This window comes from Flavobacterium koreense (assembly GCF_054776075.1).
Genome location: NZ_BAAHCF010000042.1, coordinates 201,444 through 222,309, shown reverse-complemented (window position 1 = coordinate 222,309; position 20,866 = coordinate 201,444). Strand labels below are relative to the sequence as shown.

At 30.1% G+C, this 20,866-nt stretch carries 25 protein-coding genes; 11 read left to right on the top strand and 14 right to left on the bottom strand.

All coding sequences use genetic code 11. From position 1 onward, the window contains the following. Window position 1: 1 nt before the first annotated feature. Genes ACYU7A_RS14490 through pseB form a run of 5 tightly spaced genes read right to left on the bottom strand, consistent with a single transcriptional unit; the run spans window position 2 to window position 5,812 of the window. Window positions 2–2,092, bottom strand: coding sequence for a glutamate-1-semialdehyde 2,1-aminomutase (locus tag ACYU7A_RS14490; RefSeq protein WP_460577784.1), 2,091 nt, complete (start codon window positions 2,090–2,092; stop codon window positions 2–4). Next, a complete protein-coding gene (locus tag ACYU7A_RS14485; RefSeq protein WP_460577673.1) occupies window positions 2,089–2,937 on the bottom strand; it encodes an aldo/keto reductase in 849 nt (282 codons plus the stop codon). Before ACYU7A_RS14485 ends, ACYU7A_RS14490 begins: the two co-directional genes overlap by 4 nt. A 3-nt stretch (window positions 2,938–2,940) precedes the next feature. Next, a complete protein-coding gene (locus ACYU7A_RS14480) occupies window positions 2,941–3,612 on the bottom strand; it encodes a class I SAM-dependent methyltransferase (protein WP_460577671.1) in 672 nt (223 codons plus the stop codon). Further along, window positions 3,605–4,792 carry a UDP-4-amino-4,6-dideoxy-N-acetyl-beta-L-altrosamine transaminase gene (gene pseC, locus ACYU7A_RS14475; protein WP_460577669.1) on the bottom strand — a complete coding sequence of 396 codons (1,188 nt, stop codon included), beginning with the start codon at window positions 4,790–4,792 and terminating at the stop codon, window positions 3,605–3,607. Before pseC ends, ACYU7A_RS14480 begins: the two co-directional genes overlap by 8 nt. A 6-nt stretch (window positions 4,793–4,798) precedes the next feature. Next, the gene (gene pseB, locus ACYU7A_RS14470; protein ID WP_298302695.1) at window positions 4,799–5,812 is read right to left on the bottom strand and encodes a UDP-N-acetylglucosamine 4,6-dehydratase (inverting); all 1,014 of its coding nucleotides are present in this window, start codon (window positions 5,810–5,812) and stop codon (window positions 4,799–4,801) included. Between the two features lie 128 nt (window positions 5,813–5,940). On the opposite strand from pseB, the gene ACYU7A_RS14465 reads away from it, so the two are divergent. From ACYU7A_RS14465 to ACYU7A_RS14435, 7 genes are all read left to right on the top strand, one after another. Further along, window positions 5,941–6,537 carry an L-threonylcarbamoyladenylate synthase gene (locus tag ACYU7A_RS14465; protein WP_460577666.1) on the top strand — a complete coding sequence of 199 codons (597 nt, stop codon included), beginning with the start codon at window positions 5,941–5,943 and terminating at the stop codon, window positions 6,535–6,537. A gap of 38 nt (window positions 6,538–6,575) precedes the next feature. Further along, complete coding sequence (locus ACYU7A_RS14460) at window positions 6,576–6,950, top strand: GxxExxY protein (protein ID WP_460577665.1); 375 nt, start codon at window positions 6,576–6,578, stop codon at window positions 6,948–6,950. 40 nt (window positions 6,951–6,990) lie between these two features. Continuing rightward, a complete protein-coding gene (locus tag ACYU7A_RS14455; RefSeq protein ID WP_460577663.1) occupies window positions 6,991–8,418 on the top strand; it encodes a CCA tRNA nucleotidyltransferase in 1,428 nt (475 codons plus the stop codon). 68 nt (window positions 8,419–8,486) lie between these two features. Continuing rightward, entirely contained in the window at window positions 8,487–9,506 is a 1,020-nt protein-coding gene (locus ACYU7A_RS14450) for a COX15/CtaA family protein (RefSeq protein WP_460577661.1), read from the top strand. Continuing rightward, window positions 9,506–9,994, top strand: a complete 489-nt coding sequence (locus tag ACYU7A_RS14445; protein ID WP_345092396.1) for a hypothetical protein — start codon at window positions 9,506–9,508, stop codon at window positions 9,992–9,994. The genes ACYU7A_RS14450 and ACYU7A_RS14445 overlap by 1 nt, the downstream gene beginning before the upstream one ends. A 42-nt stretch (window positions 9,995–10,036) precedes the next feature. Then, window positions 10,037–10,807 carry a CDP-alcohol phosphatidyltransferase family protein gene (locus ACYU7A_RS14440; protein ID WP_460577659.1) on the top strand — a complete coding sequence of 257 codons (771 nt, stop codon included), beginning with the start codon at window positions 10,037–10,039 and terminating at the stop codon, window positions 10,805–10,807. 91 nt (window positions 10,808–10,898) lie between these two features. Further along, window positions 10,899–11,081: a CsbD family protein gene (locus tag ACYU7A_RS14435; protein WP_298302715.1), complete on the top strand. Its 183-nt coding sequence runs from the start codon at window positions 10,899–10,901 to the stop codon at window positions 11,079–11,081. A gap of 49 nt (window positions 11,082–11,130) precedes the next feature. Here the strand turns inward: ACYU7A_RS14435 and ACYU7A_RS14430 are convergent, their stop codons facing one another. The 7 genes from ACYU7A_RS14430 to ACYU7A_RS14400 form a co-directional block, all read right to left on the bottom strand. Continuing rightward, window positions 11,131–11,886 carry a LytR/AlgR family response regulator transcription factor gene (locus ACYU7A_RS14430; protein ID WP_460577656.1) on the bottom strand — a complete coding sequence of 252 codons (756 nt, stop codon included), beginning with the start codon at window positions 11,884–11,886 and terminating at the stop codon, window positions 11,131–11,133. A 4-nt stretch (window positions 11,887–11,890) separates the two neighbouring features. Next, window positions 11,891–12,547, bottom strand: coding sequence for a DUF2306 domain-containing protein (locus ACYU7A_RS14425; protein WP_460577654.1), 657 nt, complete (start codon window positions 12,545–12,547; stop codon window positions 11,891–11,893). Next, window positions 12,547–12,861, bottom strand: a complete 315-nt coding sequence (locus tag ACYU7A_RS14420) for a 2TM domain-containing protein (protein WP_345092411.1) — start codon at window positions 12,859–12,861, stop codon at window positions 12,547–12,549. Before ACYU7A_RS14420 ends, ACYU7A_RS14425 begins: the two co-directional genes overlap by 1 nt. A 2-nt stretch (window positions 12,862–12,863) precedes the next feature. After that, entirely contained in the window at window positions 12,864–13,178 is a 315-nt protein-coding gene (locus tag ACYU7A_RS14415; RefSeq protein WP_396143947.1) for a 2TM domain-containing protein, read from the bottom strand. Beyond that, window positions 13,169–14,515 (bottom strand): 2TM domain-containing protein, encoded by a 1,347-nt coding sequence (locus ACYU7A_RS14410; protein WP_460577652.1) that lies wholly within the window; start codon window positions 14,513–14,515, stop codon window positions 13,169–13,171. Before ACYU7A_RS14410 ends, ACYU7A_RS14415 begins: the two co-directional genes overlap by 10 nt. A 24-nt stretch (window positions 14,516–14,539) precedes the next feature. Continuing rightward, the gene (locus tag ACYU7A_RS14405; protein WP_460577650.1) at window positions 14,540–15,166 is read right to left on the bottom strand and encodes a hypothetical protein; all 627 of its coding nucleotides are present in this window, start codon (window positions 15,164–15,166) and stop codon (window positions 14,540–14,542) included. Window positions 15,167–15,308: 142 nt separating this feature from the next. After that, window positions 15,309–17,453, bottom strand: coding sequence for a TonB-dependent receptor (locus tag ACYU7A_RS14400; RefSeq protein ID WP_460577648.1), 2,145 nt, complete (start codon window positions 17,451–17,453; stop codon window positions 15,309–15,311). A 170-nt stretch (window positions 17,454–17,623) separates the two neighbouring features. Here ACYU7A_RS14400 and ACYU7A_RS14395 point away from each other — a divergent pair, with 170 nt between their 5' ends. From ACYU7A_RS14395 to ACYU7A_RS14385, 3 genes are all read left to right on the top strand, one after another. Beyond that, complete coding sequence (locus ACYU7A_RS14395) at window positions 17,624–18,016, top strand: hypothetical protein (protein WP_460577646.1); 393 nt, start codon at window positions 17,624–17,626, stop codon at window positions 18,014–18,016. A gap of 86 nt (window positions 18,017–18,102) precedes the next feature. Further along, window positions 18,103–18,942, top strand: a complete 840-nt coding sequence (prmA, locus tag ACYU7A_RS14390) for a 50S ribosomal protein L11 methyltransferase (RefSeq protein WP_460577644.1) — start codon at window positions 18,103–18,105, stop codon at window positions 18,940–18,942. A gap of 39 nt (window positions 18,943–18,981) precedes the next feature. Continuing rightward, entirely contained in the window at window positions 18,982–19,257 is a 276-nt protein-coding gene (locus ACYU7A_RS14385) for an ATP-dependent Clp protease adaptor ClpS (protein ID WP_298302138.1), read from the top strand. Here ACYU7A_RS14385 and ACYU7A_RS14380 read toward each other — a convergent pair. Further along, window positions 19,254–19,667 carry a DUF6691 family protein gene (locus ACYU7A_RS14380; protein WP_460577642.1) on the bottom strand — a complete coding sequence of 138 codons (414 nt, stop codon included), beginning with the start codon at window positions 19,665–19,667 and terminating at the stop codon, window positions 19,254–19,256. The two genes, ACYU7A_RS14385 and ACYU7A_RS14380, sit on opposite strands and share 4 nt — an antisense overlap. A 6-nt stretch (window positions 19,668–19,673) precedes the next feature. Next, window positions 19,674–20,234 (bottom strand): YeeE/YedE family protein, encoded by a 561-nt coding sequence (locus tag ACYU7A_RS14375; RefSeq protein WP_460577640.1) that lies wholly within the window; start codon window positions 20,232–20,234, stop codon window positions 19,674–19,676. A gap of 94 nt (window positions 20,235–20,328) precedes the next feature. Between ACYU7A_RS14375 and ACYU7A_RS14370 the strand changes: the two genes are divergently transcribed. Next, window positions 20,329–20,787 (top strand): 2-dehydro-3-deoxyphosphooctonate aldolase, encoded by a 459-nt coding sequence (locus ACYU7A_RS14370; RefSeq protein ID WP_460577639.1) that lies wholly within the window; start codon window positions 20,329–20,331, stop codon window positions 20,785–20,787. The last annotated feature ends 79 nt before the right edge of the window (window positions 20,788–20,866 follow it).

The following is a 20,866-nucleotide window of genomic DNA, read 5'->3' as shown; positions in this document are numbered from 1 at the left end:
TTTATAATATTTTTCTAAAAACAGCTTTTGCTGGACTTCCAACTAAATATTTTGAATATCCTTCTTCTAATGCTTTTTTGTAAACTTGTAATGACTCACTAAATGCTTTTGCAAAATAGTAAACATCATCTTCGGTGTGAGAGAAACAAGGGACAAAAACACCTTGAAACAAAACGCCACGTTTAATCATTTCTTGCAAAAACAAGGTTCTATATCCTTGGCAAGCTACTTTTGATTGGTCTTTAAACACAAAAACTGGCATCCATTCTGATGGAATAACGTTAATGTATTCAGCCAAGTTATTTTCATTAACTAATTGCTGACACAATTCTATTAATTTCTTACCAATATGATGATTGTGAGCGATTACATTTTTCTCTTTATATTCTTTGATAGTTGCAATTGCAGCTGCTAATCCGTGGGTTTCACCACCATGAGTTGTAGAAATTAAGAATACTTTTTCTTCACCTTCACGATTGATTCCGCCTAACTCCATAACTTCTTTGGTTCCTGTAAGTGCGCAGAAAGAAAATCCGTTTGCGATACCTTTTCCCCAAGTTGCCATATCTGGTTGAATTCCATATTTAGTAATTGTTCCTGGAAATTCTGTTTTGAATCCTGAAACCATTTCATCAGCAATAAATAACGCACCATTTTCGTGACACAATTCGATGGCTTGTTTCAAGAAATCTCCAACATTTAAGGCGCAAGAACATCCGTTGCCACAACTATTTTTTTCTGGTTCCGTAATGACACAAGCAATTTGATCTGGATATTTTTGGAATAAAGCACGTAAAGATTCTAAATCACAACCTTTAAAAGTAACCGATAAATTCGAAATTTCTTCTGGAATTCCTTTGTTGCAAGGCGTACTTCCAATAAACCAATCATCATAGCTATAAAATGGATGATCTCCTGGAAAAGCAACCAATTTTCTTCCAGTTTTAGCACGAGCTAATTTTACGGCAGCCGTTGTAACAATAGAACCGTTTTTAGAAAACTTAATCATATCATGACCCGGAACTAGAGCTAAAAAGGTTTCAGCCATTTCTTTCTCTAAGGCAGCTGGTCTTTGAAAATTCACTCCATTTTCTAATTCTTCACGAACAGCTTTCAAAACTGGTTCGTATGCGTGACCTAGACTAACGCTGGTTAATCCCATCGAGCAATCTAAATAGTGATTGCCATCAACATCCCAAACATAGGCACCTTTACCACGAACAATGGCTGCTGGCGACAAAATTGGAAATTGATCATCACCTTTAGAGTAAGTATGTGCTCCTCCAGGAATTAAATCGTGAATTTTACTTCTGTATTCATCTGAAGCTTTGAAATTTGTAATATTTCTTAGTTCTATTTCATTGAATTTACTTTTCATATAACCTTCGTTTCTTAAAATGGAATGATTAATATTTTGTATTTCTTTATTTTGAAGAAGATAATCTGCATAGATTTTCCATGGTTGATTAGCTCCTAATTGCTGTATTAAATGTTGAATTACTTCAAAATCTGAGATTTCATCTACTGTAACTCGTAATTCAGAATATTTTTTATCAATGTTTGATTTTGGTATAATTACTTCTGAATTTCTTCTTATGTATGGTGTTACGTGTTCTCTGTCAACTGTATTTGTAGCCTTATTCCAAGCTTCTTCCAATGCTTTAAAACTGAAGACCTCAACATCTAAGCCATCTGGATAGACTTCTTGAAAAACATTAGAAAAATAGTCTAATTTATTATCGATACAAAATTGAACCACTTCATCTACAAGAGTTGCATCTAATAATGGACAATCTGAGGTAACACGTACAACGTAATCTGGATTTTCGTTTTTTACACTTTGGTAAAATCTGTCAAGAACATCGTTTAAACTTCCTTTATAGCTTGAAATTTGTAGCTTATTGGCAATTTCACAAATCAAATCTGATTCTGGTTCATCAGTTGTTGCAACAATCCATTTGTTAACCAATATAGATTGCATAGCGCGTTCTAAATGATATTCCAAAAGAGTTTTATCATTTATAGTTAAAAGTACTTTTCGTGTTAAACGAGAAGAACCAATTCGAGCTTGTGTTACACCAATTATTTTCACCAATTCACAGGATTTAATAATGATTTATCTTTTATTTTAATAGCTTCAATTTTGGAAAATAATACCTTATTTGATTTCCAATTTTTAACTAGATTTATATTTTCTCTTAATTGTTCAGCCGTTTCAATTCCGATAACTAATTTGTCAATATTTGGATTTGAAATCACATAATTCAAAGCAACTTCTCCAACAGAAACATTGTTTTCAATACATAGATTTTTTAATTCTAATAATGAATCTTGAAGCGGTTGTAACTTTTCTGGCAACTTATTCGGATTCATAAAATACAATCCTTGTAAAAAGACAGAACGAACATGAACTTCTGTTCCTAATTGTTTCAAAATTGATAACTGCTTTTCAAATTTTCTATCCAAAATACTATAAGGCAATTGCACTAAATCTGGAATACAATTCAAATCGAGTAATTGCTCTAGTTGCTCCGGATTATATAATGAATAACCAATTTTTTTAATCTTACCTTCTTTTTTCGCTTCTAATAAAACTTCCCAAAGTGAAGGATTTTGAATTAAAACATCAGCATTATGTGCTAAATATCCATAAATAGAACTAACATTCAGCTTTTGTAATGATTCTGATAAAGAAACTTCTAAATCTTTTTCAGAATCAACATTTGGAAATTTTGTAATGATATCAAATTTTGAATCACTTAATTGACCAATACGTTCTTCTGAATTTCCATAAGCTTTGGCAGTATCCAATTGTTTAATTCCTAACTCACTTGCAACAGAAAATATTGATTCCAATTCACTATCTGATGGAACTCCATGTGTATTTGAAATTCCATATTGTATTCCGAATTGAACTGTACCTAAAGTAATCTTCAAAATTTATTTATAACTTGAATTAATATCTTTTTTTAACAAAGTGATACTGTACTTATCACTATAATTATTAGAGGCATCCAACTCTTTAGATTCATGACTGTAAGTAGACTTATCTAACAAATAATATAGTTTGGATGCTGTAAAAATATCATCATAATTCTGTTTGTATGAATAAGCTTGAAACTCATCAATGTGGTGATAAGAGTTTTTTAAAGATGCTTCGGAGAAAAAATCGATTATAATTATTACTCCGTTATTCTTTAGAACTCTATCAACTTCAGAAATTACTTTGAATAAAATATTTCTATCAATCACATAAAATACAAAACCTACAATTACAACATCAAAAGAAGCGTCTTCATACATTGATAAATTGTCTGCCGTTCCGTGAGTGAAATTTACCTCTTTATAATTGTTTTCACCATACTCAATTGCTTTTTGAGAAGGTTCAATACCATAAACATTTGAATTTGGTATTAAATCTTTTAATGCGTTCAATCTATAACCTGCAGAACTTCCAATTTCTAAAATTGATTGTTTGTCAAAATTGTATTTTTTAAATAAATCAACAACTCTATCATCATCTGGATTGTAATTTGAAATTACTTCAAAATTTCTCTCAAACCATGCATTTGCTTCATAACTCAGAAAAGAATTCTTTTGATTATTATCCATAAAATTGTGTTATTTTTTCGATTACAAAATCTTGTTCTTCATGAGTTAAAGTTGGATACATCGGTAAACTTATGCAATGTTTATAATAATTTTCTGCATTGATCATATCACCTTCTTTCCAACCTTGTTCTTTATAATATGGCATTAAATGACATGGAATGTAATGTATTTGAGCGAAAATTTTGTGCTCACGCAAGTAATTATATAATCCAATTCTATTTTCAACTTCTATAACATATAAATGATAAGCGTGACCTTCAACAAAGTCTGATTGTCCTTTTATAAAAGGCTTACTTATAAACGAATCAGCATATTTTTGGGCAATTTCTCTACGTCTTTCAATTCCTTTGTCTGCGCGAGATAATTGACTAATTCCCAACGCTGCTTGAAAATCGGTGAAACGATAGTTGTATCCTAAATGTTGCATTTCCATATACCAACCAGGATAATTTGCACCTTCTTCAACCTCTTGACCAACAGCAAATTCAACAGAATTTTTAAAACTAGAAACATCACGAGTAATTCCGTGAGTTCTTAATTCTAATAGTTTTTTATATAATTTTTCGTCGTTTGTCGTGATCATTCCGCCCTCACCAGTTGCAATGTGTTTTACCGGATGAAATGAAAATATGGCTAAATCGGCATAATTTCCGTTACCACAATTTTGGTTTTCGCCTTTTGAATCAACAAAAAAACCACCTGGAGAATGACACGAATCTTCTAAAATCCATAAGCCATATTCGTCGGCCAATTTTCTAAAAGCTTCTAAATTTACTGCTCTTCCTGCAAAATCAACTGGAACAATTCCTTTGTAAGTTCCTTTTGGAGCTGCTTTTAAGAGTGCTTCAACTTTATTGATGTCTAGCAAATAAGTTTCTGAATCAATATCAGAAAAAACTACTTCTCCACCACAATATCTTATACAATTGGCTGATGCTGCAAATGTTATTGGAGTTGTAATTACTTTATCTCCTTCTTGAACTCCAAGAGCTAAAGCTGACAAATGAAGAGCTGCTGTACCATTAGATACTGCAACAGCATACTTACAACCAATATAATTTGCAAATGCTTTTTCAAATTCTAAAATAGTTGGCCCTTGAGTAAGAAAATCACCTTTTAATGCTTTTGCTACTGCTTGAATATCTTCTTCAGTTATATTTTGTTTTCCGTAAGGTATCATGTTGAATTATTTTGGTTGAAAATCAGGATATAAATGCTCTTTGATTAAAGAACGTAAAGTATCAACTGTTTCCCATTCTGCGTTATCTCCAGAAGTATAACTGAAACCTTGAGGAACTAATTTAGCATTAAACTCTTTTTTATATTCTTCTAAATTCCAATTGGTAACTTGTGGAAGAATCACATAATATTTACCTAAATCATAAGTCGTAAAAGAATCGGAAGCAGTAATCATTTCCTCATGAATTTTTTCTCCTGGACGAATACCAACTTCTTTATGCTCACAACTTGGTGCAATAGCTTCTGCAACATCCAAAATACGATAAGATGGAATCTTTGGAACATATAATTCTCCACCCCAAGCAGCATCTAAAGCATGTAAAACCATATCAACTCCACCTTGAAGAGATATATTAAAACGTGTCATTGTCGCATCTGTAATTGGTAAAACTCCTTCATCACGTTTATTCATAAAAAATGGAATAACCGAACCATTAGAACCCATTACGTTTCCATAACGAACTACAGAAAATTTAATATCTTGTTTTCCTTTGATATTATTGGCAGCAATAAACAATTTATCAGAAGTTAATTTTGTTGCGCCATATAAATTAATTGGAGCACATGCTTTATCTGTTGAAAGTGCCACAACTTTAGTCACACCACTTGACAAACTGGCTTTAATTACATTATCGGCTCCACCAATATTTGTTTTTACACACTCATCTGGATTGTATTCTGCAATGTGAACATGTTTCATAGCAGCAGCATGAATAACATAATCGATTCCATTAAATGCACGTTTCAAACGTTCTAAATCTCTTACATCACCAATAAAATAACGAATAGCAGGATATTGTGATTCTGGAAATTCCTGAGCCATTTGATACTGTTTTTGCTCATCTCTAGAATAAATAACCAATCTTTTAACGTTTGGCCATTTGCTTAAAATAGTTTTAGTAAGTTCTTTTCCTAGTGAACCTGTTCCACCAGTTATTAATATTGATTTGTCATTTAACATAATTATCGAATCTAATTTAGTGCAAATATAACGATTTACAATTATCAAAAATACATCATATAATCCAAAGTTTATTGATTGAGTTTTAGTTTTAATAAATATCTTTGCAATCTTTAAAATATAGGTTTATGAGTGATATTAACACTGAAGTTCACAACGCATACGAAGTCATTAAAAATGGTGGCATCATTCTTTATCCAACAGATACTGTTTGGGGAATTGGTTGTGATGCTACTAATGAAGAAGCTGTTAAGAAAATTTATGATTTAAAACAGCGAGACGATTCAAAAAGCATGATTGTACTCATGAATGGTGAAAAAATGATGTATAATGTTTTTTCAGCAATTCCTGATTTAGCTTGGGAAATTTGGGATTTATCCAATCCTAGTGATGGTGAACTTGAAAAACAAAAAGCAACAACATTAATTCTTGATAATCCTAGAAATGTAGCCGCAAATATTATTGCTGAAGATAAAACGCTAGGTGTTAGACTAGTGAAAGAACCATTTTGTTTTAAATTAATGGAACGCATGAAAAGACCACTAGTTTCAACATCGGCAAATGTTTCTGGAAATGTTACTCCCAAAACATTTAAAGAAATTAGTCCAGAAATTATTAAAGGTGTTGACTATGTAGTAAATTTGCATCGCGATAAAGTTTGCAAAAATCCATCAACGATAATCAAACTTTCTCTTGATAATCAAGTTAAAATTATTAGAAAGTAAATTTTATAGCCACAGATTCACAGATTAAAATAAATATAATGTCTGAATTTTTATACGAAGAAGATACTTATAAGATTATTGGAGCTTTAATTGAAGTTCATAAAAATCTTGGAAAAGGTTTTTCAGAAATTGTCTATAAAGATGCATTTGAATATGAGCTAAGCAAAATAAATTTTCATTTTGAAAGGGAAAAAGAATACTTGGTTCATTATAAAGATATAATTCTAAATCATAAATTTTATGCAGATTTTGTAGTATTAGATAAAATTATCATAGAAATTAAATCTACAGACTCATTGCATGAAAAACACATTTCACAATGTTTAAATTATTTGCACGTTTCAGGTCATAGACTTGCTATTCTAGTAAATTTCAACAAAACATCACTTGAATACAAAAGAATCATAAAATAATTTATTAAAAAATCTGTGAATCAGTGGCCAAAACAAAACCATGAACTACACCAAAGCACTAAATAACCCAATTTTTAAAATAATTGCACAGGCAAGCCGAGAACTTAATGTTGATAGTTATGTTATTGGTGGTTTTGTTCGGGATTTTTTACTTCAAAGGGATTTTAAAAAAGATATTGATATTGTTGCTGTAGGTTCGGGAATTGACTTGGCTTTGAAAGTTTCTGAATTATTACCTAACAAACCTAAAGTTCAAGTTTTTAAAAATTACGGAACAGCAATGCTTCGTTACAAAGAAATTGATATTGAATTTGTTGGTGCAAGAAAAGAAAGCTACAATCAAGACAGCAGAAATCCAATTGTGGAAAATGGAACATTAGAAGACGACCAAAATCGTCGTGATTTTACCATAAATGCATTGGCTTTTTCTTTGAATGAAAGAAATTATGGTGAATTGGTTGATCCATTTAATGGATTGGAAGATTTGCAAAATAAAATCATCAAAACACCTTTAAATCCTGATATTACTTATTCTGACGATCCATTGCGAATGTTACGCGGAATTCGTTTTGCAACACAATTAAACTTTGAAATTGAAGCTGAATCATTAGAAGCTATTTCTAGAAATAAAGATAGAATCAATATTATTTCTGGAGAACGCATTGTAGATGAGTTAAACAAAATTCTTTCTACTGATAAACCATCAATTGGTTTTTTACATTTATATAAAACAGGCCTTTTAGACATCATTTTACCTGAATTAACAGCGTTGAATAATGTGGAAGAAATTGAAGGTCATACGCATAAAAATAATTTTTACCACACCTTAGAAGTTGTTGATAATATTTGCCCGAATACCGATGATGTTTGGTTACGTTGGGCAGCATTGTTGCACGATATTGGAAAAGCTCCAACAAAAAAATTCAACAAAAAACAAGGTTGGACGTTTCACGGACACGAATTTCTTGGTGGAAAAATGGTGAAAAAAATCTTTGAAAGATTACACATGCCATTGAATCAAAAAATGAAGTTTGTTCAAAAAATGGTTATGCTGAGCTCTCGACCAATTGTTTTGGCTGAAGATATTGTAACCGATTCAGCAGTAAGACGTTTGGTTTTTGATGCAGGCGAAGATGTAGACCATTTAATGACGCTTTGTGAAGCTGATATCACAACTAAAAATCCAACGAAATTCAAAAAATACCATAATAATTTTGATATCGTTCGAAAGAAAATTATTGAAGTAGAAGAACGCGATCATGTGCGTCAATTTCAACCGCCAATTTCTGGTGAAGAAATCATGGAACTATTCAATCTAAAGCCTTCAAAAGAAATTGGAATGCTAAAAGAATCGGTAAAAGAAGCTATTTTGGACGGAAAAATTCCGAATGAATATCAAGCAGCTTATGATTTTGTTCTAAAAAGAGCAGAAAAATTAGGATTGAAAAAAGTAGAAAATAATAAGTAAAGATTAACTTTTGTTAAATGAGTTAATCAAAGGATTAAAAATAATTTTGCATAAAAATTACTTCTCAAATGAAGAATAACAAATCAGTCATTTACTGGCTACTTTCAGGTTGTATTTTACTCTTTATCATGGTAACTGTTGGTGGAATTACGCGTTTGACCAATTCAGGACTTTCAATGACCGATTGGCATTTGGTAACAGACACTTTTCCGCCTTTAACAGAAGAAAAATGGCAAGCAGCATTTAATGAATACAAGAAATTTCCTGAATATCAAAAAGTCAATATTCACAACGATTTCCAACTTTCAGATTATAAATTTATCTATTTCTGGGAATGGTTTCATAGATTTATTGGAAGAATAATTGGATTGGTTTTCATCATTCCATTCGTTTACTTTTTAATCAAAAAGAAATTAGATTCTGAAACCATTAAAAAATGTATCGTCCTTTTAGGAATGGGTGCATTTCAAGGATTTTTAGGTTGGTTTATGGTGAAAAGTGGACTAATTGATAATCCTGATGTAAGTCATTTTAGATTAGCTCTACACTTAACTTTTGCATTTATAACTTTTGCTTACACGCTTTGGGTTGCGTTAGATTTAATTTATCCTGACAAAAAAGAAGTAAATACAACTTTAAGAAAATATGCTCGAATTGCTATCGTTTTTCTTGTAATCCAAATCATTTATGGCGGATTTGTAGCAGGTTTAAACGCAGGTTTAATTCACAACCATTGGCCATTGATGAGTGATGGGAAATTTTTCCACGAAAGTATTATTTTAGAAAAAGATTCTTGGCTATTGCGATTAACTGAAGGTAAAAGTGGTGTACAGTTTGTGCATAGAACTATGGCTTATGTTGTTGTTGGATTAATCTTATTTTTATATTTCCAAAGTAAGAAATTTGCAGTTTCAACGCAACAGAAAAATGGGTTAAACCTTTTAGTTTTTATAGTGTTTTTGCAATTTACATTAGGCGTTTTAACCTTACTATTAGGTGTACCAATGTGGTTAGGATTAACGCATCAAATAATGGCTTTTATTTTGTTGGCAACTATGACTTACACCTTACATAGACTAAGTAAATAATGAAACATTTAACTCAATACATTTGGATTTTATTCATTTTAGTAAACTTTTTTAATGCTTATCTTTTAAGAAAAAAAGCCGCTGAATTTATAGAAGAAAGTCCTGAGAAAGAGAATGGTTATAAAATTATCTTTAAAAACTTTTTAATTTATGGTTCCATTCCATGGATTATTATTGGAATTGGAAATACTTTTGGACTTACAGAATCTGTATTTGATTACTTTCAACCATCAAAAATGAATCCGATGGTTTTATTATTTCACTTTTCTATAATAGTTATTTGGATATTATTAATTCGATTTATTTTTTTTAAAAACGGAGCAAAATTTTTAGAAAATCATCCAGGAATTATTAGGGTTAATAGCTTTGGAAATGTAAACGATAATCCATCAGAAAATACTATAAAGTTGATTACTATTGTTGGAATAATAGGTGGAATAATCGCAATGTCAATGATGTGGTTTGTTGCGATTCCATTCCCAAAATAAATTTTCAGACTATATTGTCGCAGTTCTATTTAGAAACTTTAAATGTCAAAACTTACAGCTCAAGATAAATTTCTTGACTTATCAGATTACGGAAGACCATTCGGGAAATTCCTTGCTAATCAACTTAAAAGTACACGTTTCACTCCTATTCACGTTACCATTTTATTTGGAATTTCGGGTTTAATTGCGATTTATTGTATAGTTACACAACAGTATTTTTGGGCTGCATTTTTCATAATTTTAAAATCTGGAATTGATGCTGCCGATGGCGAATTGGCTCGACTTAAAAACACACCTTCTTATGTGGGAAGGTATTTGGATAGTGTATTTGATATTATTCTGAATTTCTTGATTATTATGGCTATTTGTTATGTATCAAAGACAACTATTTGGTTTTGTTTACTAGCTTTTATTGGAATCCAATTACAAGGAACTTTGTATAACTATTACTATGTAATTCTTCGAAATAAATCAGTTGGTGGTGATTCTACAAGTAAAGTATTTGAATACAAATCACCGAAAGCTTTACCTGGAGAAAAACAAAAATCAGTTGATATTTTATTTGGAATTTATACTGTAGTTTATGGCGTTTTTGATAAAATAATTCATGCATTAGATAAAGATGCTTACAAAGTAAAAACATTTCCTAATTGGTTCATGACGTTGCTATCTCTTTATGGATTGGGATTTCAATTGCTAATTATTGCCATAATGTTGCCTTTGGGTTGGATTGAATTTATTGTACCTTTTTTTATTGTTTATACTTTATTAGTGTTTTTTTTAATTGCAATTCGCAAAATTGTAATAAAGTAATTATGTAACTTTTATCAGGAAATGTAAAACATTTTTGAAATTTAATTTCTGAAATTTGATAAGATAAAATTATTAATTTAAAAAAATCATTATGCCGAATTCAAAAGAAATTAAAGGTAATTGGGAACAATTAAAAGGAAAAATGAAACAAAAATTTGCAGAATTAACTGATGATGATTTGTTATATGAAGAAGGAAAAGAACAAGAAATGTGGGGAAAACTAAAAGAGAAATTAGGTAAAACCGAAAAAGAAATTAAATCATTATTTGAATAAATTATTCTCAAAAAAAGCCATCAAATAACTAATTCTTGATGGCTTTTTTTTAACCCAACCAAGTTTTAAAATCACTTACTTTTTCTCTTGCAACAATAACTTCATCGTCTTTGTAAGTTGGTAAAATCACTTTTAATCGTGAGTTACTGTGCATTTGAATTTCCTTAATTCCTTTTAACGGAATGATAAATTTTCTTGAAACTCGATAAAAATCCTTTGGATCTAATTCGTTTTCAAGTTGTTCTAAAGTAGTATCTAATAAGTAGTCACGTCCATCAAAAGTATGAAGATAAGTTCCTTTGTTTTCACTGTAAAAACATTCTACTTCATCAATGGTTATCATTTTGAGTTGTTGTCCCATTTTAATAGTGAATCGCTTTTTATATTCTCTATCAATTGGGTTCACCAACATTTTTTTTATCATTTCAAAATCCAATGACAAATTGGGAGTTGCTGTATTTCTTGCTTTAAATTTGTTTACAGCAGTTTCCAAATCTTCTTCGTCAATTGGTTTTAGAAGATAATCAATACTGTTTAATTTAAAAGCTCGCAGAGCATATTCATCGTAAGCAGTTGTGAAAATCACAGCGCTTTTTATGTCAATATTTTCGAATATTTCAAACGATAAACCATCAGACAATTGAATATCCAAAAATATCAAATCTGGATGTGGATTATTGTTAAACCAATTAATTGATTCTTCTACAGAATGAAGCATTTGATTTACTTGCAAACCTAGTTTTTCAACCTTGCGTTGCAACAATCTTGCAGCAGGTTTTTCGTCTTCGATAATAATTATGTTCATATTCTTATTTTGAAACGATTTTATATTTATTTGACCATTTAATAATTAATGGAACTAGTAATACAGTTGGTAAAAGCCAAGCAACAACTGCTGGTAAAAAAGTATTATTGACTACTAAAAAAGCAGTTGCAGCAGCAATATAGCTACCTATCATTCGCTGAATGTGAACTAACAACCAAAAGTTTTTTATTGAATTTTGGCCTTTATAATTTTTAAAATCTTGATAAACCATTGAAATACTGATAAATCCAAAGACTAATAATACGATTCCGAAATTATTACTTGAAAACAATATTAAGATTCCATATATCACAAATCCAATTCCGAAAAGTAACATTATTGAACTTAAAATCCAATCTATATTTTTGGCTTTTTCACCTTTCAACAATCCTTTTAAAGAAAGATATCGTTGTCCTGTTGCAGCCATGTATATTGAAAAAATTCCAACAATAAACAGAAAAGGATTACTATGAATTAAGGTCATCAATAAACCTGCAAAGCCGTTGATCAACATCCCATAAAGAAAAAACAAACCAACATTTTTATGCAACTTATCTCCTTTTTTTCTAGTAATATTGATAGTTCCGGTAATCAAACCAATGCTTCCAGCAATGATGTGAATTACAAGTAAAATTTTAAAAATAAGTTCCGAATTTATCATTAGTCCCATTTTTGTTGTTCACTCTTCTCTTTCTCCATCAACTCTTTAATTTTCTTTTCTTCCCAATCGCTTCCAAAGAAAATTTCACCACCAAAAGTTGATAATCCGTGAGCTACTAAACCAATTCCCCAAAAGAAAGCCGTGAAGAAATTCTCCAATTTAAAATAACTTTCACCGGTTTTGAGATTTTGGATATTAATTATCACAATCATCAAATTTATAACCACATAAACCAATAAATGCGTATAAAAACCTTTAATCTTTTTGACACGTTTTAGTGCTCTTTCGTATTGTATTTGCTCTTCTGTTGTCATGATTATTCGTATTTATTTTGTTTGTTCTTTTCTTCTTCTATAAACTGTTGCATCTTTTTTTCTTCCCAACTTTTTCCAAAAAAAGGAAACCAATTAAAGACTTTTAAAGCATGAAAAAACAATCCAATTCCCCAACTGAAAGTCGTCCAAAAAAACCAAAGATGATTGGGTGAATATTTTAAATTGATAAAAATTATTATTGCATTAAAAATTATATAAAATGTTAAATGCGAATAAAATCCTTTGATTTCTTCAACTTGCTTTTTTGCTTTTTGATAGTTCTCAAAATCTTGATTAGTATTCATAATTACTTCCATTTGTTGTTAGTATTATTTTGTTTATTCAATATTTCTTGAATTTTCTTTTCTTCCCAAGATTTTCCATATCCAAAAGTTTCAAAAGCATGGAATAGTACTCCTAAACCCCAACCCAACATTGGAAACCAAAACCATTGAAATCCGTTGCTATTTGTGGTTAAATTGATGATGATTAATATTGGAATTACCACACAATAGGATGCAAGATTTCCATAAAACCCTTTTATTTTTTCTACACGTTCTTTAGCTCTCAAGTAAGAAGTGTTTTCGTTAAATGTATTTGTTGTTTCCATGATACTTATTTGTTTTGTTAAAATAGGTAGATATACTGCAAACGTTTCTTTAGTCTCGTCAATTAAGACTTTTCGTTCTGAAAGAATAGCATAGCGACTTACTATATTTTGAAGTCCGACACCTTTTCTATCTTGTAAGACTTCCTTCTTTTGCAGGTTATTTTCTACTACTAAAAAATTATCTTTTATATAAATTTTGATATGAAGTGGCTTGTTTTCACTAACCACATTGTGTTTAATGGTATTTTCTAATAATAATTGCAATGATAACGGAACTACTTTGGCATCTGCATTGTCAAAATCATCTGGAAGTTCAAATGTGATGCTGTTTTCGAAACGCATTTTTAATAACTTCATATACGTTTTTGCGAACGCTAATTCTTCTGAAACTGTAACTAATTCTTTATCCTTTTGTTCTAAAACATAGCGATAAATCTTAGATAATGAAGTGGTAAACTGTTGTGCATTTTCAGGATTTTCTTCTATCAATGAACTTAAAACATTCAAACTATTAAAGAGAAAATGAGGATCAATTTGATTCTTTAAGCTTTCAAATTTAGCATTGGCAGTTCCGGCAATTATCTTTTGTTCTTTTAGGCGACTTTCTTGGTAAGCTTTGTAAAAGTAAAATGCATGAAAAGCAAGTGTAACTACAAATGTTATTATAATGGTAACTAGATAATTACTAAACTTTTCCTTTTCAAAAAATAAAGCTAATGAACTTCCTTCAATAATTACATCTTCAAAAATTCTCAACAAAAAGATTACTCCAACTGAAATAATAAATGAACCTATAAAACCAATTAGAATTCTTTTTCTATTGAACCTTTCTTTGCTAAAAATCTCATCAAGTTTCATGAATAAAATAGCATTCGCATAGTACAACATGAAACCGTATAAAGTTGTATAACCAAAATTGATTAATAAACTTGAGTTGAATTCTATTCTAACTCCTGATAAGAATCTTATGATTAATAGAACTAAAAAGATGCTTATAGAAATAAAAATTGCTCTTGGTAATTCTTTGATTAATTTGGTTATCATCTTCTTAACATTTTATTTTTGAAATTACTTTCCGCAGTTTTTCAATGTTTCTTGAGCTCTATCTAAACCCCAAGTTGGATGAAATTCTGTTTCTGGTTTAAATTTAGCAAATAATTCAATAGATTTTGCAACTTGCTCACACATTGGTTTGGTATCTGTTCCCCAATATTGAGCTCCACCGATTTCAAATTCAGCTTTACCGAAAACAGCTCTTGGATTTTCTGGTGCTAATTTTAATGCTCTTTCATATAATTCAATAGTTGGAGCCGAAAGTTTCATTCCGTTTGTCATTGGATCTTGAACAATCCATGCAGTGTTTATCATAGCTTGCATTATTAAAATTTCAGCATTGTTTGGCGAAATTAATTCTGCTGCATCCAAAGCTGCTTGTGCTTTGTTTATTAAAGCTGTTGCGTTTTTAGCATTTGCTGGATTGAAAGCTTCTGTTGTGTTTACTAAAGCTACATAATAATTTGGTAACCAATTTGTTTTTTCAACCGATGCAATTCTTTCAAATAAAGCTGATGCTTCTGTTGCGTTTCCTGTTCTCCAAGTTGCGAATGCTTTTCCCATTCCTTGCTCATACTGTTGTGCATTTACAGTTAAAACTGTTGCTAAAAATACTACTAATGTTGTGATAACTTTGGTCATGATTTCTAAATTTTAAATTGTTATTGATTTTTTATTGATGATTAAAACTCTTGTTCTTAATTCTGATGTAAAAGTATTCTGTTTGTATGTGCTGTGAAATTTATACTTACTGAAATGTTGATTTTTTGGGATGAATTGTAAACTATAAATTATCCAATTGATTGTCCTTTTTATTATCGCTGATGGTCCAAAAGAATCCAACAAAGAAAAATCTATCTGCTGTTGGAATTATTTCCTTTCTTTGAAAAACGCCATTTGAATCAGGTGAGTTAGCATAGTCATATCCAAAGACATTTTGAGTTCCTAAAACATTGCTAATTGAAATGAATAATATCTTTTGCTGACTTAACAAATAAGCCCAACTCATACTAACATTATTATAACTTTTAGTTTTTCCGTTCATAAAACTCATTTCATTTGGATTATCATAAGGTCGTCCTGAATTGAAACTATAAGATAAACCTACACTTGACTTCCAATCGTTTATCCAATATTTAGTTACTATCGAAAAATTGTTTTTAGCTACAAAACTTGGAGTAACTTCGGCTTCATAATTTCTATAATCTCTTTTAGTATCAATGTAAGAATAAGAAACCCAATATTCTAGATTTTTAATTGATTTATTGTCTCTCCAGAAAATATCTAATCCTTTTGCAAATCCAAAACCGTTATTATTAAAATTAGAATTGTATTGTGCTATTTGAGTATCAAATTTTACCAAATCATTATAATCCTTATAGTAAATTTCACTTCTAAAAGTACGTTTATCTTTGCTAAATTGATAATTCAAAATATAATGAGATGCTCTTTCGTTTTTAAAATCAGAATTGAATTTCAAATAATCTTGCCTTGGAGCTTGTTCAAATTCGCCATAAGCAACAGAAAACTGACTTGATTTACTAACTTTATAAGCCAATGATGTTCGAGGAGAAATGGAAGTTTCATTCAATAAATCATTATTTACAGCTCTCACACCAACTTTCATTGCAAGTTTTTTAGAAAAGAAAATATCAGCTTCAGTATATCCAGCGAAAATATTAGAATCGTAGCCAGTTTTATTGGTTATAAATGAATACTCTTCATCAAATTTTGTTATGAAATAATCAACACCAAAAGACAATTTGATTCTATCTGAAATTGGTTTTTTAATTTTTAATTTCAAATGTGAAGCATGTTCGGTATTCTCTATTCTTTGATTGTCCAAACCTATTTTATTGTTTCCTAAACCATAACTCAAACCAGTTGTAAGTTGCCAATTTGAACCAAAATTTCCTTTATAAGATGCGTTTACATAAAGGTTATTATTCTTCAAATCGACTCTAGTTTTAGCAACAGAATTGATGCTTTCTTGATTCAAATCAAATCTTGATGCGTCAAAAGCTGTGTAAAGTTTGAACAAACCTCGTTCCAATTCATAGCGATAAACTATTTCTCCCGAAAGTGATTGAAAAGCTTTGTTCCAATCTACATTTTGAGGAATCGCCACTTGATATGGAGCTAAATCAATGTAAGCAGTATTAAATGTAAGCGAACTTTTTTTCCATTTTTGAGTATTTGCAACTCCTAAACCTACAGTCATAAATGAAATGTCTGTTTTATTTTCGGTTGCCATATCAGTTGTGTTCAATAATAAAACACTTGATAAAGCTTCACCATATTCGGCAGAATAACCACCAGTTGAAAACGAAATTCCACTAAAAAGAAAAGGTGAAAATCGTCCGCGAGTTGGAAGGTTTTGAGTTGTTGAACCAAAAGGTTGTGCCACACGAATTCCGTCAACATAAGTTTGCGTTTCATCAGCTTCACCACCACGAACGAACAATCTTCCACTTTCTCCAACAGTTTGCGTTCCTGGTAAAGTTTGCAAAGCCGAAACAATATCACCATTAGAACCAGCAGTTGTAACAATATCTAAAGGTTTTAAAACCGTATTTTTAGCTTTGTCACCTGCTTCAAAAGTTCCTGCATTAATAACAACTTCATCTAAAGTGTTGATACTTTCTTTTAGTTTGAAAGTTTTATTTTGGTAGGTTTCAATTTCAATTGTAGTTTTTAAAGTTTCATAGGTAAGAAATGAAATTACAAGAATTTTATTGCCTTTTTCAGATGTACTAAAAGTAAATTCACCAATTTCATTTGAAGTTGCACCATCGTATGTTCCATCAATGTAAATATTAGCTCCAGCTATAGGATTGCTTTTTTCATCTACAACTTTACCAGAAATTTTGGTTTGAGAAATCCCAAATGATGAAATAAATAAAATTAAAAATGTAATAATTGTTTTCATGATTGTTTGTAATTTGATGAAGCAAAGTTGCAGCATCTATATGAATACAAAAACTAAAAGTAACTGAAATGTTGAAAATTAGTGATGAATTGTAGATTTAATTTTATAAAATTTAACTCGGTTGTATAAAAAAAATTATTATTATTGCATAACATTTAAATCATACAATAATGAAATTAATAAAATCTTTATTCGCAATTGCATGTTTCTTTGCAATTAATACTGTTTCAGCTCAATCAATAGCTTCAAAATGGCCACAACTTAATGATTTTCAAGAATTATTAGTTAAAACATTTGAACCAGCAGGAGAAGGAAATTTTGGACCAATAAAAAATTCTTGTGAATATTTAGTTGAAAAAGCTCAAGCATTAGATGTTAACACTATGCCTCAAGATTTAAGAAATCCTCAAGCTGATGAAACAATAGTAGTTTTAAAAAGACAAACTAAGTTAGTTGCAGAACTAGTTAGAACTAAAGCATCAGATGTTGAAATTATGAAGTCTTTCCAAAAATTAAATGAGACATATGACCGATTGCTTAGGTTATATGAACCAAAAAAATAAATAATTAACCTAGCCAAGTGCTAGGTTTTTTTTTTGAAAAACAATTTCTATCCAAAATTCATTACTACATTTGCAAAAAAAATATCATGTCAAATATCTACTTAGGATATCATTTTACTATTGAACCCAAAGAACTAGGATCAGAAATATTAATTGCCGAATTGGGCGAAAAACCATTTGAAAGTTTTATTGAAACCGAAACTGGCTTTAGTGCATTTATTCAAAAAGACCTTTGGACAGAAGATGTTCTTGAAGATATTTACATTTTAGGTTCTGATGAATTTAAAATTTCTTACGTTATAGAGGAAATAGATCAAGTGAATTGGAATGAAGAATGGGAAAAGAATTTTGAGCCAATTGATGTTGATGGAAAATGTCATGTTAGAGCTCCATTTCATAAAAAAACAGAAGCTGAATTTGATATAATTATTGAACCTAAAATGAGTTTCGGAACAGGACATCATGAAACTACTCATATGATGATTCAACATTTATTGGAAACAGATGTTACTGGTTTAAAAACACTTGACATGGGTTGTGGAACAGCTATTTTAGCTATTTTAGCAGAAATGAAAGGTGCTAAACCTATTGATGCGATTGACATTGACAATTGGTGTTATTTAAATTCAATAGAAAATGCTGAACGTAATAATTGCAATGAAATAACTGTTTATGAAGGTGATGCTGAACTATTAAAAGGTAAAAGTTATGATTTAATAATTGCCAATATTAACAGAAATATCCTATTAAACGATATGCAGACTTATGTTGATTGTTTAAATAAAAGTGGTATACTGCTTTTAAGCGGATTTTACAACGAAGACATTCCTTTTATAGATGCATCTTGTACAGAAAAAGGATTAACGTATGTTAAAAAATTTGAAAGAAACAATTGGGTTTCATTAAAATATTTAAAAAATAATTAAATTTACTTTTTGCTAAATCTTCAAATAGAATAGATAGTTATGAGTACGATAGAAAAAACACAAGAAGAAGTATCCGTTCAGGAATTGGTTGGAGTTAACAATGAAATAGTACTTTACAATGATGATGTAAATACTTTTGATCATGTAATTGATACTCTAATTAGAGTATGCGAACACACATCAGAACAAGCTGAACAATGTGCTATATTGGTTCATTACAAAGGACAATGTACTGTAAAAACTGGAGCTTTCAATGAATTGAAACCTCAATGCACTCAATTGCTTGAAGCTGGTTTAAGTGCCGAAATAATTTAATGGGGTAATTTATCTTTTATCAATCCGTAAAAGAAAGTACCTAGTAAAGCACCAATTAATACAAATCCAACTGAGATAAAACCTGCGCCAATTAATATAAATATTGGCCCAGGACATGCTCCAACCATAGCCCATCCCAATCCAAAAATCAATCCTCCAATCCAATAACGAAAAGTTCCTTTTTCTTTATCAAGAATTTCAATTGGAAGTCCTTTAATATCATTTAGTTTTTTTCGCTTTATTACTTGTATACCAACAACTCCAGTAGCAATAGCTGTCATAATGATTCCATACATATGAAAAGAATCAAATTGAAACATCTCATAAATTCTATACCATGAAACGGCTTCTGCTTTAGTTAAAACAACCCCAAAGATAAAACCTACTAGTAAGTATTTTATTAAATTCATAATTGACTATTTAAAAATTAAAGGAAAAATAAAATTGACCATTATAAGTCCTCCAACAAAAAAACCGATAACTGCTTTTAGAGAAGGTAATTGAAAATTACTCAATCCAGAAATTGCATGACCAGAGGTACATCCGCCAGCATATCTTGAACCAAAGCCTATAAGTAAACCTCCAATCAAAAGAAATAATATCATTTTTGGAGATTCAAATACATTTTTTCCAAACAATGAATCTGGCAATAACTTTGAATTTGGAGCTTCAATACCTATGTTTTGTAATTTTTGAATAGTTATTTCATTAATGGCAACATTAGAATCGGAGCTTAAAAAATGTGTTGCTACATATCCTCCTAACATTGTCCCTGCAACAACAACTAAGTTCCAACGTTGTGATTTCCAATCCCAATCAAAAAATGGGACCCTTTTACCAATTCCTGTCATTGAACATAAGCTTCTCAAATTAGATGACATGCCAAAAACTTTTCCAAAATAGATAAGTGCGAGCATAACCAATCCTATAAGAAAACCTGAAATTGACCAATGCCAAGTATTTGTAATAAATTCCATCGCTTTTTTTTACAAAAATAACTATATGGTTTGATTTTTGATTATTATTTGTGAAATTTGAATAAAAATATCATACTCCTAATTTGTCGATAAAATGAAAAGCAAAATTGTATTTCTCCTATTTACCTCAATCTTAATACTATCTTCTTGTGGAAGCATTAAATCAACTATACAGAATATTGATAATTCTGCTATCAAACCTCCAATTAAAAACAAGCAATTTGTGCTAACAGAATATGATAAAGACGGAAAATATGGATATGACATGGATTATCCTATAAATCTTGGCTTTGAAAATGAAAAATATTCTCCTAAAAATGTAGAGTACTTTTTTAATGCAATAAGTGGTCCAAATGGGGAAAAAATCAGTTATGAAAAAACAGATACTTGTTGTCCATTTCCAACTAAAAAAAGTGCAGTTGGAGCAGGTACATTAGATATATATAAAATTTCATTTGAAGGAACCGAAAAAAAAATAATCCTTTACATTAATATATATGAGAAAGGAAAAGTGCTCTGTCCAAAAGGATTTAGTATAAAAAATCAATCCTAAACACTTTATCTTTTCTGAACATATAAGCTAACAGAAAACCTTCTAATTAACAAGTTAGAAGGTTTTTTCTTATTATATT

Excerpts from the sequence above, each read along its gene's own strand:
- ACYU7A_RS14480 (WP_460577671.1), bottom strand. The coding sequence starts at position 3,612 with ATGGATAATAATCAAAAGAATTCTTTTCTGAGTTATGAAGCAAATGCA.
- pseC (WP_460577669.1), bottom strand. The coding sequence starts at position 4,792 with ATGATACCTTACGGAAAACAAAATATAACTGAAGAAGATATTCAAGCA.
- pseB (WP_298302695.1), bottom strand. The coding sequence starts at position 5,812 with ATGTTAAATGACAAATCAATATTAATAACTGGTGGAACAGGTTCACTA.
- ACYU7A_RS14465 (WP_460577666.1), top strand. The coding sequence starts at position 5,941 with ATGAGTGATATTAACACTGAAGTTCACAACGCATACGAAGTCATTAAA.
- ACYU7A_RS14460 (WP_460577665.1), top strand. The coding sequence starts at position 6,576 with ATGTCTGAATTTTTATACGAAGAAGATACTTATAAGATTATTGGAGCT.
- ACYU7A_RS14455 (WP_460577663.1), top strand. The coding sequence starts at position 6,991 with ATGAACTACACCAAAGCACTAAATAACCCAATTTTTAAAATAATTGCA.
- ACYU7A_RS14450 (WP_460577661.1), top strand. The coding sequence starts at position 8,487 with ATGAAGAATAACAAATCAGTCATTTACTGGCTACTTTCAGGTTGTATT.
- ACYU7A_RS14445 (WP_345092396.1), top strand. The coding sequence starts at position 9,506 with ATGAAACATTTAACTCAATACATTTGGATTTTATTCATTTTAGTAAAC.
- ACYU7A_RS14440 (WP_460577659.1), top strand. The coding sequence starts at position 10,037 with ATGTCAAAACTTACAGCTCAAGATAAATTTCTTGACTTATCAGATTAC.
- ACYU7A_RS14435 (WP_298302715.1), top strand. The coding sequence starts at position 10,899 with ATGCCGAATTCAAAAGAAATTAAAGGTAATTGGGAACAATTAAAAGGA.
- ACYU7A_RS14430 (WP_460577656.1), bottom strand. The coding sequence starts at position 11,886 with ATGAACATAATTATTATCGAAGACGAAAAACCTGCTGCAAGATTGTTG.
- ACYU7A_RS14425 (WP_460577654.1), bottom strand. The coding sequence starts at position 12,547 with ATGATAAATTCGGAACTTATTTTTAAAATTTTACTTGTAATTCACATC.
- ACYU7A_RS14420 (WP_345092411.1), bottom strand. The coding sequence starts at position 12,861 with ATGACAACAGAAGAGCAAATACAATACGAAAGAGCACTAAAACGTGTC.
- ACYU7A_RS14415 (WP_396143947.1), bottom strand. The coding sequence starts at position 13,178 with ATGGAAGTAATTATGAATACTAATCAAGATTTTGAGAACTATCAAAAA.
- ACYU7A_RS14410 (WP_460577652.1), bottom strand. The coding sequence starts at position 14,515 with ATGATAACCAAATTAATCAAAGAATTACCAAGAGCAATTTTTATTTCT.
- ACYU7A_RS14405 (WP_460577650.1), bottom strand. The coding sequence starts at position 15,166 with ATGACCAAAGTTATCACAACATTAGTAGTATTTTTAGCAACAGTTTTA.
- ACYU7A_RS14400 (WP_460577648.1), bottom strand. The coding sequence starts at position 17,453 with ATGAAAACAATTATTACATTTTTAATTTTATTTATTTCATCATTTGGG.
- ACYU7A_RS14395 (WP_460577646.1), top strand. The coding sequence starts at position 17,624 with ATGAAATTAATAAAATCTTTATTCGCAATTGCATGTTTCTTTGCAATT.
- prmA (WP_460577644.1), top strand. The coding sequence starts at position 18,103 with ATGTCAAATATCTACTTAGGATATCATTTTACTATTGAACCCAAAGAA.
- ACYU7A_RS14385 (WP_298302138.1), top strand. The coding sequence starts at position 18,982 with ATGAGTACGATAGAAAAAACACAAGAAGAAGTATCCGTTCAGGAATTG.
- ACYU7A_RS14380 (WP_460577642.1), bottom strand. The coding sequence starts at position 19,667 with ATGAATTTAATAAAATACTTACTAGTAGGTTTTATCTTTGGGGTTGTT.
- ACYU7A_RS14375 (WP_460577640.1), bottom strand. The coding sequence starts at position 20,234 with ATGGAATTTATTACAAATACTTGGCATTGGTCAATTTCAGGTTTTCTT.
- ACYU7A_RS14370 (WP_460577639.1), top strand. The coding sequence starts at position 20,329 with ATGAAAAGCAAAATTGTATTTCTCCTATTTACCTCAATCTTAATACTA.